This is a genomic window from Haloarcula salina (genome assembly GCF_049603855.1).
GTDB lineage: Archaea > Halobacteriota > Halobacteria > Halobacteriales > Haloarculaceae > Haloarcula > Haloarcula salina_A.
Genome location: NZ_CP187149.1, coordinates 14812 through 28377, shown reverse-complemented (window position 1 = coordinate 28377; position 13566 = coordinate 14812). Strand labels below are relative to the sequence as shown.

Below are 13566 nucleotides of genomic sequence, written 5' to 3'. Positions count from 1 at the left end.
TCAGAACACGAGCGGCCACGCGACCCGGAACGTCACCAGCATCGCGACGGTCGCGAGCACGGCCATCACGACGTCAAGCCGCCAGCCCGCGCGCAACATGTGTTCGCGGTCGACAGCGCCAGTGCCGAACGCGATGGCGTTCGGCGGCGTGGCGACGGGGAGCGCGAACCCGAAGCTCGCAGCGACCGCACCCGTAATCGCGAGGAAGACCGCCGCGCCCTCACCGGTGGTGCCGAGCGCGCCGGCGTACTGCGGGCCGATGGTGATGAGCACGGGTGCGAAAATGGCGACCACGGCAGTGTTCGACGCGAGTTCACTCAACAGCACTGTGACTGCGACCACCGCAAGGACGACGAGGAGAATCGACGCGCCGGCGAGATTCCCGAACGTAGCGTCAGCGAGCCACCGCGTGGCGTCTGTCGCGGCTAGGCCGTCCGCGAGTGCGAGCCCGCCGCCCAGGAGGACGAGCGTCCCCCAGTCGATGTTCTGGACATCGTCCCAGTCGACGCAGCCGCCCGCGACCAGCGCGGGCACAGCCGCCAGCCCGACGAGCACATAGTAGAGCACACCCTGGTGGGGCGTGCCGACGATGCTGCCGGCGCCGCCGAACAGCGTGTGGTAGTACACCGGCGGGAGCACGGCCTCGAAGGCGAAGTCGAGGCCGCCGAGAATCCAGAGGCCCGCGGTGAGCGCGGTGACCGCGAGCGTACGTCTGCCAGCTGACGACAGCGGCCCCAGTTCGGAGAGAGTCTGTTCAGCGTGGTCGCGCGCACCCGCAACGTCCGTCGCCTCTGGCGGGTACAGCCGGATGAGCAGGTACCACGCGACGGGGAGGCTGACCGCGACCAGCGGCAGTCCGACGACGAGCCAGTCGAGGAAGCCGACGGTGTAGCCGAGGTGGGCGTCCAGCTGGGAGACGACAATGGCGTTGGCGGGCGTCCCGATGAGCGTGCCGACGCCGCCGAGGCTCGCGGCGTACGCTGTCCCCAGCAATAACGATATTTCGAGGTTCGATGGCCCTCGCTCGCCGGGTTCGGCCGCGATCGACTCCCCGGCGATTTCGCGGGCGACGCCGAGTGCGATGGGGACCATCATCGCGGTCGTCGCTGAGTTCGAGACGACCATCGAGAGGCCCGCCGTCGCGGCCATAATCGCTAGTACGAGCCGTTGCGGCGACGTGCCCAGCGCGGCGATCAAGTGGTAGGCGATGCGGCGGTCGACGCCGTGCTTCTGGAGGGCCTCCGCGAGCACGAACCCCGCCAGCAACAGGAAGATGATGGGGTCGGCGAACCCCTGGAGCGCGCTCGCCATCGTCGGGAACACGCCGAACACCGTCAGGAGGATCGGCACGCACAGCGCGGTCACGGGCAGCGGCAGCCCCTCGGTCACCCAGAGGACGGCCGCGAACGCCATCGTTGCGAGCGCGAACGACCCGGCCTCGGACAGCCCTGGAATTGGCAGGGCGGCGACGACGGCCGTCGCCGCAACTGCGATAGCGAGGAATACCGACGATCGCGCAACCGTCATGTTACGTGCCCTTCGTGTAGGACGGTGCTGCTCGACGAGTGAAGAAACATACGTGTATACGTGGCAATCAGCCGGCCCTCAAATAGTGATAGGGGGCACCAATCAGGAGTACCGATATTCCTGTCGGCATTAGTATGAGGTTGGTTAGTTATGAGGCGATACGCCAAGACACAAGTGCTGCGGATGCTGCCGCGAGAAGTGCAATACCGACGGTTACGTCCGTCGAGAGTTCAGACCGGAGACCAGCAAGATCCACGTAACTGACCGCAAGGAGGGCGACAACTGCGAACCCGAATCCAGCCGCGGCGTCTACTGCATACCGCGCTGGACCGCCGAGCACGTCGTACCGTATCGCGACGACGATAGTGACAGCGACGCCGGCGAGCAGTCCTACGGGTAAACCGACGAGCGCAGAAAACTCGACATTTAATAGCTCAATGACCGTGACTGCGACAACCAAGAAGACCGTGATTCCCGCGCCGATCGAGACCCCTACACTTCTACTATCCATAGTGACACGAAATTAGGGATAGGTCATAAATCATCCTGCTGATCGTCTCAATTGCTAGTCGCCGTCGCCATGAGGGGCAGGCCGACGTGAACAATCGCTTTGAGCGTCCTCTCCGCGCTGTGACCGCTGAATCACCGACCTACCCACGGTCCGATTGATTCCGGGACCAGCTATCCGTCGATTTCCGAGAGGGCCTCGGTGGCCACGTCGCCAAGTTCCCCTGCCTCAATGTGGGAGTACCGTTCCCGGACCATCTCCTCCGAGTTGTCGAGATACCGAGCTGCGACCGTGTACCCGAACGCGCGGACGAGGACCTCACCCATCCCGCGTCGACCACCATGTGGGGCAAGATAATCGTGTTTCGGATTGGCGATGTCGATTTCTGCGGCCTCCGAGAGCCGTTGGAGGATCGACCGTGCGCCGTCCGTCGTAATCGACGGCGGCCGGATATCCTCATCGAGCGCCAGCAGAAGGTCGCGAGCGTACTCGTTACGTCGCTCGTCGATTACATCGGGCTGATCCCCTCGATCGGTTAGTTCGTCTTGTACGAGCGTTGCCAGCGTCCGTTGGTCGAATGTCGGAAACACAGGCCAGCGCTCCGTTGGTGGGTCCATCAGCTTACGGTAGCTCCGCAGCGGCGAGATCACCGGATCGGGAAGACTGGCGGCGTCCCATTGCTGTTTCTTTCGGTAGACATCCATACTCCCGTCGTAAAGGGAGAGGTCCTCCCAGCGGATGCCGCGCCGGCGCGGGTCGTTCGGATCCCGGAGCAGTTCCCCGACGCGGACAGCTGTGTACGCGAGAACGAACACCAGCGCCCGGTCACGAGCCGCCTTCAGCGTCGCGTAGCGTGCTCGCTGCTTGTCGAGGGGGTCAGTACCCTCCGGAAGTGTCGTGTACGCCTCGACGGCGTCGCGGGCCCGTTCGTCGACGTGGCGGGTGAGGGCGTGGCGGTGTTCGGACGTCCAAGCCTGCTGGTCGCCCGGCTTGCGGCCGTCGTCCTCCGGCAGCGGCGCCATCGCACTCGCCCGCTGCGCGTCATGCGCTTCGAGATACCCCTCGTTGACACACCACCCGCACCAGGCAGAGATATAGCGGTAATAGGTTTGTACCGTGTTCTGCTTGAGTCCTCGGTCGCCACCAAGATGCCGGGCATATTCCCGGAACACGCGTTCGTCGAGATCGTCGAAGGTCGGCTCTCGGTCGACGTCGTCGGGGCCGATCCCGGTCCAGTCGTCGGCACCGCGGTCGCCGGCAGCCCACTCAGCGAACCGTTCGAGCTCGCGTCCAGCGTTACGTCGGTAGTTCCCACCGTCGCCACCGCGGCCTTTCCCCTTGTCCTGGAGGTAGCGCTCGAAGCTGTCGTCGAGCGGCGTCGAAAGCGCGCGGTCAGGCATCCACCGGCCCTCCACCGTCCTGCGGGCCCGGTCTCGGTGCCTCTACCCTGGGGGAAGTGCCGTTGTGAGGCGGTTGCAGCATTCGTGCTTCACCGACGGCGGCGGGGTACTTCAAAGTGGTCGTGATTACGAGCATAATCAGGACCACTTGCTGTATTCGCCCCATCAGGAGAATACCGGCAACTGGAGCCTCTTACCCCCGGAATTCCGCACCACAGGATATTATATATCGTATATCGATATACAAAATCTCAGGCCTTGTGAGTTGAGACTACAGGGGGTTTAGCGGGACTGTAATGCGTGTTTTCGGCTGTTTCAGTGATCGGGAACTGGCTCAAATTACTCTCCAGATGGCTATTCTTGGTACATTGCCAGTCAAATGGGCAAATTTTCGAGACTTCCAGCAGTGTAGCCACTCAAACACCGCGCTAACCCGAATCAAGCACCCTGCTACCCGATTCCTGTCTCCTTTTTCAACAACGTCAGCGTGTTGTCGGCTGTCACAATTGGCGAGTGTTCGTACTCACCAGTCAACTCGACCTGCACGAGCAGATCCACTGCTCGCCAAATCGAGTACAGCAGGCACGCAAACGCGAAATAAAAGAATCTAAGCCCGAAATCTTTTGACGTGGTGGCAGCCATGAACCGCTTGATCGACCTATAGCCGCTCTCAATCTCCCAGCGATACCCATACTCGGTGAGAAAGGCACTGCTGGTATTCGTCATGAATACCGAGTATTGTCGATAGTCCCCGTGCTCAGAGTCTTCTTTCCGGCGGTAGATCAGTGTCGTCTCGTGCCACTCGTTCTTCCCGAGGTGGAGCTTCCTGTCGGTCTCGTACCGACCCTGGCCTCGCTGCAAGAGTCGCTTTGCTTGGGCTTTCTCGCTCGTCTGCATCCGTTTCGGGACGACATACGAAAGCCCTCGTTGGCTGAGCATCTCCAGAATGTGCTGGCTGTCGAACTCCCGGTCCATCAGCACATTATCGACGTGAACGGCGTCTTGGGCTGAATCCAGCAGATCCTCCACTATCTCTTTCCGTGATTCACCTCTTCGTACAGGACGGGCATCGAGGACAATCGGAACCGCATTGCCGACCAACTGGACCGTAGCCCACTGATAGGCGTACTCATCGGTCTTCTCCTTTGTCCCAATAATCTCATCTTCGTGTCCGGTTCTGTCGCCTGTGAACGGGTCTGCTTCAGTAATATCGATAGCGATGATTCCTGCTCGGAAGAACTCCTCCGTCTCCGCTGCTTCCTCCAACAGTCGAGTCACAGCCTGCCGGTACATCTCCCGAATCTGCTCAATAGAGAGGTCACGAATCTGATCGCGATGGGCGTGGCCCAATGGCGTCCGATCCCGATTCGATTCATAGACGAAACTGCGGGCTCCTTCATTGGCAGCTAACCGCTCACGAAGTCCGAGATATGTTTGTAAGTCCCAGTAGGCGTTCTCGTGGATCTCACAGCCATTGTCGCGATTCAGTGAGAATGCCGGAAAAACGACGTGACTGATGTGGTTCGTAATTGATGCCGCTTCGTCGAGGACGGCTTGATCTTCTGGGACTGGTTCTTCTTCGTCATCTTGCGATGGAAAGCTACGTTCTGGCTCGCGCGGAACAGCAACGCCTGCGTTCTGAGCCTTGATTAGAATCGTCCGCGCAGCTGCCTCAATTGTCTCGCGAAGCTCTGTAGTGAATCGTTCGTGCCAGCTTCGCCACAGCGTCGACTGGTCTGGGACCGTCTCTATGTCTAGTTGTTCACGGAGTTCAGGATGGTGAGTGAGATACGTGAGGAGTGCCGTCTCGTGGGTCCAGCCGTGAATTTCTTTGAGCAGAAACAGTCGGAACAGTTGGGCCATCTCGTACTGAGTAGCTCCCGAATACCAGTCGTGTGATCGAAACTCGACATACGCAACTGGGCAGTGAGATACGAACTCGTCGACGGAGTGGTGAGCCTGGTGGTCGAACCACGTGGACGCAACGGTACGGATGTCTTCTTTCAGGCCGGCGAGAGAACTCCGGTCATAGAGTGGCGTCGAATCATATGCTGGCCATTCAGCGAATGATTGTAGTGCGATTCGCCGAAAGACAGTGCGTTGAAAGTCACAACTCGCAACCACTGCGATAGACTGGCCACGATACGCCCAAAAATCCGTCTAACTGATATTGAGGAGCTCAACGGATCTCATACTCGGCCTTCGCATCTTTGAGTTGGTCACACAAAGTAGTCGAACATTACCGCATCACTTTTTTGTCGCCAATACTTGAAAAATATGCGGTGGACTTCAAGCAGAAACAACAGGTGAGTGACGCTAGGTGGACTTAGCCTGTATTCGAGGGTATCATCGAACAGTTGGCATGATTTTTGGATTCGGTTGAGAGAACAGTTATTGCCGTTGCTGAATACAACGGAGAATAACCGCCGGAGATTTGATTTGTAAAGTTCGTGATTAGTCTCATGTCCCCCACTACCGTTCCCATACCCCCTTCAACGTGAAATTCCGGGAATATCAAAAAGAATATGTATTTAGAATTCAGATTTGGAATGTATGGCACCATTGAACATAGAGCAACGCCGCTTGAAAATATTACAAACACTAGCAGCAGCGCTGATGTTGGCTACTGTAGGAGCATTTTTACTTGATGGGGACCCACCTCTCAATGCCGTAGTAAGAGGAGTAACGTTTGGCGGCATTTCTTTTGTTCTCCTATCTATATTCCTGCTATTGTATTGGAAGTAAGAACTCTACTGTAACGAAACTGAATAAATCACGTACGTAAAGCATAGAGCGAACGGGGCATTGGCCCTTGTAGGATGCTCTGTGCCGGATAGAACAACTTGAATCCGTAAAAATGCCTGTAGACGAAAGGAACCGAACGTAGCCGATACCACTCCTCTAAGTATTTTTCAAGTCGTGTTCCTACTTCAGCCTGTAGAGATGAGGTTCCTTATTCAATATCGAGTGTGGTGGTTGACCAAGCCTGTAGAGGATGGTAGGTACCTGCCTTCGCCTCCACTTCCCCAGTTTCCTCTGCTTCCATTTCTGCATCAACAGCTGCATGTGTACCGAGAATATCTGCGGTCCAGAACTTGCCTTGCCAGTGCCAAGCATCTCCGACGGGCGTGTCCTCCGCGGACACCCAGTCTTTAGTGACGTCAGCTTCACCAATGTTCTGCGACACCGTCTCAGGCTGAGAGGTTTTACCCTTTTCAACAAGAATATCAATCTGATACCAATTGGCTGGTGGGATTATGGCTTGGAAATCCCATGAGCAGCTGAGAGTTGTATTCTCTCCTGTTTCGACCGTATACGGGGAGAAACTAGCCTGGGCATTGGTAATAGCCTCAGGCTCCACTTCGGCATCACTGCCCCCAATCTTAGTTTCGTTTCTACTGCCATCCTCCTCTGGAGAAGTTCCTGTAGCAGATGATATTCCAGTTCCAAGAATTGAAACTGATGCGGCGCTGAGACCGATATTCTTTATCACAGTCCGTCTCGTTGAATTTTGCGAATCGTTGATGGTTTCTTTCATATTGGATCCTTTACCCTTATTGGTTCAGCCATCTCAGCTTTTCGACAACGCATTTCCATATTATTTCTGACTGGTATTAAATATGATTCTTGAATGCTTAGGGTTATACCATTTTACATAAAAATAACAATTATTAATAGAAATATCAGAATCGACGCACTCTGAAGTACTGAGCAGACAGGAGCTTAAGTCATATGCATTGAGAGTGCCAGTCTCAACTACTCTCAGGCCTCGCTCTGCACGAGGTCATTCGTCGCCGAGTTCCGAAAGCCGAGCCTTGATTTCCTCGGCATTCGCCTCAGAGAGCGCCTCAACACCGAACTGAACGAGTAGCGGGTAGAAGTGGCGGTTCTTCTTGAACTCGTCCTGGCCCGCCTTGCGGAGCTTCAGTTGGGACTCGAGGTAAGTGTCCTCCATCTCGTCGAGGACATCGTCGGGAATGTAGATCGTCCGCCCATTCCACTCGTCCTTGATGTTCGTCTTCGTTTTGCTCGTTTTGTTCGTTTCACTCGTTGAAGTCGGTTCGGTCGTTTCGGTCGATGAACTAGTTTCCACCGTTTCACTCACCTCACTCGTTTCACCGGAATCGACCTCATCGTCCTCCTCTTCGTAATTGCCCTCGATGCCGGAAGCATCGCCCCAGCCGTCGCTCATGCTTTCACCTCCTCATGCGCGGTCTTCTCGAACGTCTCGTCGAACAGGTCGGCGATCTCGTTGAACAAGTCGCGTGCATCCTCGACGCGCTGGTTCTCCTTGCCGAAGCCGAAGACGGACACCCCCTCGCCGATCGACTGGGAGAGGTCAGTCCGCTTCGGGATCTCGAACACTGGGAGAGAGTACGCCGACTTGATCTCCTCGATAGTGTCGCGATGCTCGGCGTTCTGCTCGACACGGTTACAGACAATCGCAAGCCGATTGATGTCTCCGTACGCCTGTTCGAGGGAGCTCAGCTGCTTTGCGAAAATTTGGAGGCTGTTGGCGTTAAGCTTCTCGGGAATGACAGGGATGACGACGTTGCCGGTCGCGACGAGGGCGTTGTCGGTGAGGACGTTCAGGGATGGCGGCGTGTCGACGATTATGTAGTCGTAGTCCTTCTCGAGTTCGTCGAGAGTCATCTCCAACCGCTCGCGACTCTTCGGTGCCTCAAGCAGCGTCTGGATGTTCTTGTTGTTCGCGAGCTTCTCGCTCGCGGGGAGGATATCGAATTCCTCGTGCTCGACGATAATGTCGTTCACCGACTCCATCTGGTCGAAGTCGAGGACGTCGAACAGCGTTGTACGGTCGGTGTCGTAGTACAGATCGTTGTAGCCAAGCGAGCAGGTGAGCCCCCCGTGGTAGTCGATATCGACCAGGAGGACGTCGTGGCCTCGGGCGGCGAGTGCGCCGCCAGTATGAATGACGTCGGTTGTCTTCCCCGCGCCTCCCTTCTGATTCGCCACGGTGATTCGTGCGGTGTTGGTGTCGGTCATTTCTTTCGTTTACCTCGTTGTGTTCGTTCCGTTCGTTTTGGTCGTTCTGTTCGTTTGGTTCGGTGAGGGTGTTTCACTCGGTGAGAGGAATACTACGATGTTAAAACCAATTGTTCGTTTCGCTCGTTGAGGCAAACACTATCGTTGCCATCAATGCATTCGTTCTATTCGTTACGTTCGTTTCACCCGTTCTGTTCATCGAGTAGAAGCCGGCCAGCTCATCCTCAACCAGTTCGTTCCTCAGAATGCGTTCAATCCATTCATTTTTCTCGTTCTGTTCGTTTTGCTCGTTGAATTCGTTATAGTCGTTCCGCGTGTTTTCAGCGGGGATCTGGACTACCTTCGAAACAAGTGGGGAGATCGTGCTTTACGGCCAGTCGAGTAAGACTTTTAACTGTTACCGGATTATTGGTAACCACCAGATGTATGAGGTTCTCGACGACACGGCGGCACAGACTATCCTCGCCATCGAGAGTGGTGACTCCATCCGCCGTGTCGCCCAACACCTCCACACGCCCTACGAGACAGTGAGACAGGCCGTCAATCGGCTGGAAGACGCAGGCTACGTTTCCTATGACGACGGCCTCACTGTAGTCGACGAGCGCGTACACGACGCAGCGCTCGAGCTCGTCGCTGCCAGCGCCGGCGTCAGTCCACCCTCCATCGAGGAAACGTACGTCATCCCACAGTTCAGTGACTGGCCGTTCGCGTTCACGCGGATCGACGCCGTCTACGTGTGGACTCAGGGCGGCTACCAGGTCGGTCGCGAGCCCGACGACTATCCACTGTTCCTTGCTGTTCGTGAGCAGGACGTCGACGCCTGGGAGACATTTTTCGAGTGGTTCGACCTCCCGACCGCATTCGAACGACAGCCCCGAGACGAGTTGGACGGACCGCTGCAGATCGTCCTCGAGCCACGCGCGTCACTCGATATCGAGCACGTCGAAGGGTACCCGGTGATCCCGAGGGCAGAGACAATCGAGTATATGCGTGAGAACTACGCCCAGTTCCAGTCGGGGCTGGCGATGCTCGACCGGATGTACGAGGACCTCGACCTCGGCGTCACGTATCGGGAGACCGAACGGGCACAGCCATGAGCTTCACCAACCGAAGTGACGCGCTCATCGAACTGCTCGAGGAGCTCACCCAACAGGGTCACGAGTACGTTCTTGTTGGCGGCTACGCTGTCTCAGCGTTCAATGCTCGCTTCTCCACGGACCTCGATATCGTCGTCGCGCCGGACTCCAAGGCTGACTTCGTCGAGTTCCTCCAACAGCAGGGATTCGAGGAAACAGACAGTCACGCCAAGAAATGGTTCTACGACACCGAAGTAATCGAGTACGAGAAGCGGCTCACGCCGCAGCAGCCGATCGGCTTCGATCTCCTGGTAAACGGACTCGGGTGTCGCCAGACGGAGGCACAGTGGTCGTTCGACTACCTGTACGACCACAGCCACCAACAGGAGGTGAGCGGAGGTACAGTGACGACCACAGCCAGAGTCATCGATGGGGCAGTCCTCGTCGCGGCAAAGCTCCATAGCGGCCGTGAAACAGACCTCCGGGACGTCCTGGCAGTAGCAGAAGAAATCGATCTCGACGCTGTCACGCCTCACCTTCGGCGAGGGGACGACGATGCGCTACGGGAGCAGCTTGAGCGTGGACTGGAGATCATAGAGAGCGATGAACTCAAGCACGGGTATCGGAGTGACTTCGGGGCCTCAGCAGTCTCAGAAGAAACGGTCACCGCTCTCCAAGAGTATCTGTCTGCACAGATTAACCACCTGAGCTGAAGCGGTCGGGACCCCCTTGATCGGAAGTGAAGATAGGGTCCTTCAGCGGTGCTTGCAGTCAGTCAAAAAATTGGAGGGCGGTGTCAGTCGACCGTCGCTAACACACGGACATCCGTAGCTGAGTGTCGTTCCCGTTCAGTACGAACACCGTGCTCGCGGAGGAACTCATCAATACGGTCGGCAAGGGCCTCCGCATCCTCCCTATCGACGTGGACGATCAGCGTCGGACGCTCCTTGTCGCTGTTCTCAATCACGAGCGAGACATCCTTGAATTCGTCCGGCTGTCTATACCCCTCGAACTCATCGGCGACCTGGTCGGCCAGGTCGTCGAGTACCTCAATCGGTTCCTTTGTCATAGATTGAATTTCGGCCTTGGAAGGTTGTGCCATCGCGAACGCGTGAAGACAACGTGACGTGACTTTCAGAACCACCTCCATCAGACAAACTCGAACGGAGCCTTCTCACACCGATGGTTTACCGAGAAGAAGACCGATCCACAGAAGGGACAACAGGTTAGAGTGCTCGCGGATCGCTATCGACAATGCTCGCAAACGCGACGTTCTCCTGAACTTGTTCGATTTCGACTGTTGGCTCGTCGCCGGGCTGAGCGCCGGGAACGATCACGACGTACCCCCGTTCGACTTTCGCAATACCGTCTCCTTGATCACCGACGGTTTCGATTGTCACGTCGCGCACTTCTCCCTCATCAACAGGAGGACCAGATGAATCATGGCTCGTGCTCCCCTGAGAGGCGGGATGCCGTGGGGCCTGTGGAGATGTTGATTCAGCTTCGGAGGATGAATCAAGAAGAGCGATGCGGTAGGTTTCATCAACTGTCAGCGCACCATGCTTGATCTCACTCGGAGGAATCTCGATGACGAATGTGCCATCCTCCTCCTTAATTTTCGCAGTGAACAGCGAACACAGGGAGTCTGAGATTTCTACCATAGCTGGGTTTTGATACTGGATACAATTAATCGGTCTCTTTGAGAAGGAGCGAACTGGATCAGCTGTCCTCAGCTGGTTCTTCCCAAGGAATGTCTCGCTTGTGGACTACAGCGAGCTTCGAGTCGTCATCATCTTCCATTGTACTAAGACCACGCTGGACGAGAGTGTGAACCTGTCCAGCAGACTCCGGGAACGAAAATTGGTCATCCTCCGCGTCAGCACGGAGTTCCAGATAATGGAGGTACAACCTGAACGTCGTATCTGCTCCGATAGGCCACCAAATCGTCCCTATCTGCTCATCTACCTGATTATCCCAATGCTCTATGAGTTCACGAATATCGTCGACGAGCTCCTCCCCGGAGGTGCGAAGGCGGAGGGAGTATTCCCGATCCCGCTCCATATCTTCGATTATATCCTGAAGGAAAGGCTCAGCCTCCAAGGCGGTAGGTGAGGTCTGATCCGCTTCTAGAAGGTGTTCTAACGCCCGAATTTCTTCACGCCGAGCGGCTACAGCATATGCGACATTGTACTTGTCCTCGGGGAAGATTTCGTGCTGACTCGGTTGCTGTGCCTGAGGATCAGTATCCCCGGTGGATGAGCTAAATAAGGTCTCAAAGAGTCCCATACGCTTCGTCCGGAGGGCACCCATAAGTACTTCATGTCAGAGTGGACCTCAGCTCCAGCGACAGTGTACCTTCTAACCAGTCGTTGCGTAATCAGAAGATTTCGTGTGAATCCTGACCGACTTGGGAACGAGTATGGAACTCATCCAAAATATAGAGGATTGAAACATCAAATAATGACGTCAGTTGTTGCTGATATCGGACGATGTCTTTCTTATCTCCGGTCACAACACGCTGAAGCACATCGCGTTCTGCAAGCCCTATTGCGTCAAGAAGCCACTGAGAGTCTACTGGAGGGATCCGAGACTCTCGAATTCCGATGTGCTCCTTGACTAGACTGCGAGCGCGCTCCTGATCGTCATAAGTTGACGACATGACGTGGACAGCATCCATTAGTGCGTCTTTCCGCTCCTTTGCGTCGTGGAGAATACGATCTCGAAGATCTTCGACACACCGTTTCGCATTCCGTGGGGTGATTTCGCGCGAGGAGAAGTAGTTCTGGAAGTGCCGAACAAAGTGTGGCTTGGCCTGACTTCGAACCTCAATATTATCGAAGAAAATCTCTAAGGTCCTCTCAAAGGAAAGCCCATCGTAGCGCTGCAAATCGATTTCTCGGTTGTACATTGGGATATTATCCTCGACATTCTCTTGAAAGTCTTCAAGAACGGTCCCGAACACGCCATCGGTATCGTCAGGGTCAACCTGTAGCTGATCGGGGTCGGACACAACTCGAGGCGCTCCTTGTGGACGGCTGCAATACTCGTAGATCACAAACTCACTCGTGAAGAGCGTGTTATGACCGTCTAGGATACGCTCTGCTTCTACGGCCCACCGGTCGTGAGAAAACGTGAGTCCAATGAGGACGTTAGTGTCTACGAAGTATCGAGTCATTGGCCCGGATGGAGATCTTCGTGCGCAATTCCCCGGCGTTCAAGAATCGGAGCAACAAGTTCGTCAGCTGCACTCCGTTCAGATTCGAGTTCGGTCGCTAATCCAGAAAATTTCGCATCAAGGTCTTCCTCTTCGAATTCGTCAAGTTTCTGGATCGCAGAACTCCGAGCCTCCTCAAACGAGGTTATACCGAGGTTCCCACGGACCTCTTCCGGAGACATTCCCTGGGCATGCCGTTGAGCAAGCTCGAGTGCAAAGATACGCCAGAACGTTACATTCACCGTCATCAATCTGGAGGGGTCAGGAGAATGCGAATGGAGTTCTCGAGTGACCGCGTTATACCACTTGATTAGTGGTCGATCATACTCCGGAAATCGGTCGTTTGGAAATGATTCAAAAGTGTCGTGGACGGAGCGGAGTACCGATTCTCTGCTTGGGTCAACCTCAAAGAAATCGTGATACTCCGTATGTAACGTTCGTATCTTCTTATCTAACTCCCGAAAATCCCGCTGAACCTGATACGGTGCATCATCATACATTCGGTCTGTGAGCCATTCTAATCCATGTTCGTAATATTCAGCGAGAGCCTCTGAGACAACAGAACGTAGGCGATCTTCAAGTCCGGGCTCGTTAATACTGGCTGAGGGGACAGTCGAAGGCGTTGCTGGGGAGACAGTACCAAAGAGATACCAATAATACGGAATCTCGATGTCCAAATCTTGCTCTGTAGATTTGACGTCAATACGATAGAGGAGCTTGTGAAGCGACTTTTTCGGCAGCGCATCCGCGGCCCCTCGTTCATGATTGAGGAGGCGCAGAGTCGTTCCCAAGTCCCCGCGGTTCATTATCCCCAATATATACCGCTCGGATTAT

14 protein-coding genes are annotated in these 13566 nt (G+C 55.8%); 2 read left to right on the top strand and 12 right to left on the bottom strand.

The features are described from left to right. The 7 genes from ACOZ4I_RS19300 to ACOZ4I_RS19270 form a co-directional block, all read right to left on the bottom strand. Positions 1-1527 (bottom strand): SLC13 family permease, encoded by a 1527-nt coding sequence (locus ACOZ4I_RS19300; RefSeq protein ID WP_424005512.1) that lies wholly within the window; start codon positions 1525-1527, stop codon positions 1-3. Positions 1528-1675: 148 nt separating this feature from the next. After that, the gene (locus ACOZ4I_RS19295) at positions 1676-2038 is read right to left on the bottom strand and encodes a hypothetical protein (protein WP_424005511.1); all 363 of its coding nucleotides are present in this window, start codon (positions 2036-2038) and stop codon (positions 1676-1678) included. A gap of 170 nt (positions 2039-2208) precedes the next feature. Next, a complete protein-coding gene (locus ACOZ4I_RS19290; RefSeq protein WP_424005509.1) occupies positions 2209-3435 on the bottom strand; it encodes a tyrosine-type recombinase/integrase in 1227 nt (408 codons plus the stop codon). A 450-nt stretch (positions 3436-3885) separates the two neighbouring features. After that, positions 3886-5559 carry a transposase gene (locus ACOZ4I_RS19285; protein ID WP_424005507.1) on the bottom strand — a complete coding sequence of 558 codons (1674 nt, stop codon included), beginning with the start codon at positions 5557-5559 and terminating at the stop codon, positions 3886-3888. An 829-nt stretch (positions 5560-6388) separates the two neighbouring features. Continuing rightward, the gene (locus tag ACOZ4I_RS19280) at positions 6389-6973 is read right to left on the bottom strand and encodes a hypothetical protein (protein ID WP_424005505.1); all 585 of its coding nucleotides are present in this window, start codon (positions 6971-6973) and stop codon (positions 6389-6391) included. A gap of 246 nt (positions 6974-7219) precedes the next feature. Further along, positions 7220-7627 (bottom strand): hypothetical protein, encoded by a 408-nt coding sequence (locus tag ACOZ4I_RS19275; protein WP_424005504.1) that lies wholly within the window; start codon positions 7625-7627, stop codon positions 7220-7222. Beyond that, a complete protein-coding gene (locus ACOZ4I_RS19270; protein ID WP_424005503.1) occupies positions 7624-8442 on the bottom strand; it encodes a ParA family protein in 819 nt (272 codons plus the stop codon). The genes ACOZ4I_RS19275 and ACOZ4I_RS19270 overlap by 4 nt, the downstream gene beginning before the upstream one ends. A gap of 422 nt (positions 8443-8864) precedes the next feature. Here ACOZ4I_RS19270 and ACOZ4I_RS19265 point away from each other — a divergent pair, with 422 nt between their 5' ends. Beyond that, positions 8865-9539 carry a helix-turn-helix domain-containing protein gene (locus tag ACOZ4I_RS19265; RefSeq protein WP_285266028.1) on the top strand — a complete coding sequence of 225 codons (675 nt, stop codon included), beginning with the start codon at positions 8865-8867 and terminating at the stop codon, positions 9537-9539. After that, positions 9536-10231, top strand: a complete 696-nt coding sequence (locus tag ACOZ4I_RS19260; RefSeq protein WP_424005501.1) for a nucleotidyltransferase domain-containing protein — start codon at positions 9536-9538, stop codon at positions 10229-10231. The genes ACOZ4I_RS19265 and ACOZ4I_RS19260 overlap by 4 nt, the downstream gene beginning before the upstream one ends. 83 nt (positions 10232-10314) lie before the next feature. Here ACOZ4I_RS19260 and ACOZ4I_RS19255 read toward each other — a convergent pair whose 3' ends face one another. The 5 genes from ACOZ4I_RS19255 to ACOZ4I_RS19235 form a co-directional block, all read right to left on the bottom strand. Beyond that, a complete protein-coding gene (locus tag ACOZ4I_RS19255; protein WP_424005499.1) occupies positions 10315-10668 on the bottom strand; it encodes a hypothetical protein in 354 nt (117 codons plus the stop codon). A 76-nt stretch (positions 10669-10744) separates the two neighbouring features. Further along, positions 10745-11179: a TRAM domain-containing protein gene (locus tag ACOZ4I_RS19250; RefSeq protein ID WP_157687635.1), complete on the bottom strand. Its 435-nt coding sequence runs from the start codon at positions 11177-11179 to the stop codon at positions 10745-10747. Positions 11180-11237: 58 nt separating this feature from the next. After that, entirely contained in the window at positions 11238-11804 is a 567-nt protein-coding gene (locus ACOZ4I_RS19245) for a hypothetical protein (protein WP_233255207.1), read from the bottom strand. 91 nt (positions 11805-11895) lie between these two features. After that, the gene (locus tag ACOZ4I_RS19240; RefSeq protein WP_424005497.1) at positions 11896-12528 is read right to left on the bottom strand and encodes a hypothetical protein; all 633 of its coding nucleotides are present in this window, start codon (positions 12526-12528) and stop codon (positions 11896-11898) included. 161 nt (positions 12529-12689) lie between these two features. Continuing rightward, positions 12690-13538: a hypothetical protein gene (locus ACOZ4I_RS19235; RefSeq protein WP_157687632.1), complete on the bottom strand. Its 849-nt coding sequence runs from the start codon at positions 13536-13538 to the stop codon at positions 12690-12692. Positions 13539-13566: the final 28 nt, after the last annotated feature.

What these genes read in the sequence shown, in the direction of transcription:
- ACOZ4I_RS19250 (WP_157687635.1), bottom strand. Translation starts at nt 11,179, where the DNA reads ATGGTAGAAATCTCAGACTCCCTGTGTTCGCTGTTCACTGCGAAAATT.
- ACOZ4I_RS19260 (WP_424005501.1), top strand. Translation starts at nt 9,536, where the DNA reads ATGAGCTTCACCAACCGAAGTGACGCGCTCATCGAACTGCTCGAGGAG.
- ACOZ4I_RS19270 (WP_424005503.1), bottom strand. Translation starts at nt 8,442, where the DNA reads ATGACCGACACCAACACCGCACGAATCACCGTGGCGAATCAGAAGGGA.
- ACOZ4I_RS19290 (WP_424005509.1), bottom strand. Translation starts at nt 3,435, where the DNA reads ATGCCTGACCGCGCGCTTTCGACGCCGCTCGACGACAGCTTCGAGCGC.
- ACOZ4I_RS19235 (WP_157687632.1), bottom strand. Translation starts at nt 13,538, where the DNA reads ATGAACCGCGGGGACTTGGGAACGACTCTGCGCCTCCTCAATCATGAA.
- ACOZ4I_RS19255 (WP_424005499.1), bottom strand. Translation starts at nt 10,668, where the DNA reads ATGGAGGTGGTTCTGAAAGTCACGTCACGTTGTCTTCACGCGTTCGCG.
- ACOZ4I_RS19280 (WP_424005505.1), bottom strand. Translation starts at nt 6,973, where the DNA reads ATGAAAGAAACCATCAACGATTCGCAAAATTCAACGAGACGGACTGTG.
- ACOZ4I_RS19300 (WP_424005512.1), bottom strand. Translation starts at nt 1,527, where the DNA reads ATGACGGTTGCGCGATCGTCGGTATTCCTCGCTATCGCAGTTGCGGCG.
- ACOZ4I_RS19265 (WP_285266028.1), top strand. Translation starts at nt 8,865, where the DNA reads ATGTATGAGGTTCTCGACGACACGGCGGCACAGACTATCCTCGCCATC.
- ACOZ4I_RS19245 (WP_233255207.1), bottom strand. Translation starts at nt 11,804, where the DNA reads ATGGGACTCTTTGAGACCTTATTTAGCTCATCCACCGGGGATACTGAT.
- ACOZ4I_RS19275 (WP_424005504.1), bottom strand. Translation starts at nt 7,627, where the DNA reads ATGAGCGACGGCTGGGGCGATGCTTCCGGCATCGAGGGCAATTACGAA.
- ACOZ4I_RS19295 (WP_424005511.1), bottom strand. Translation starts at nt 2,038, where the DNA reads ATGGATAGTAGAAGTGTAGGGGTCTCGATCGGCGCGGGAATCACGGTC.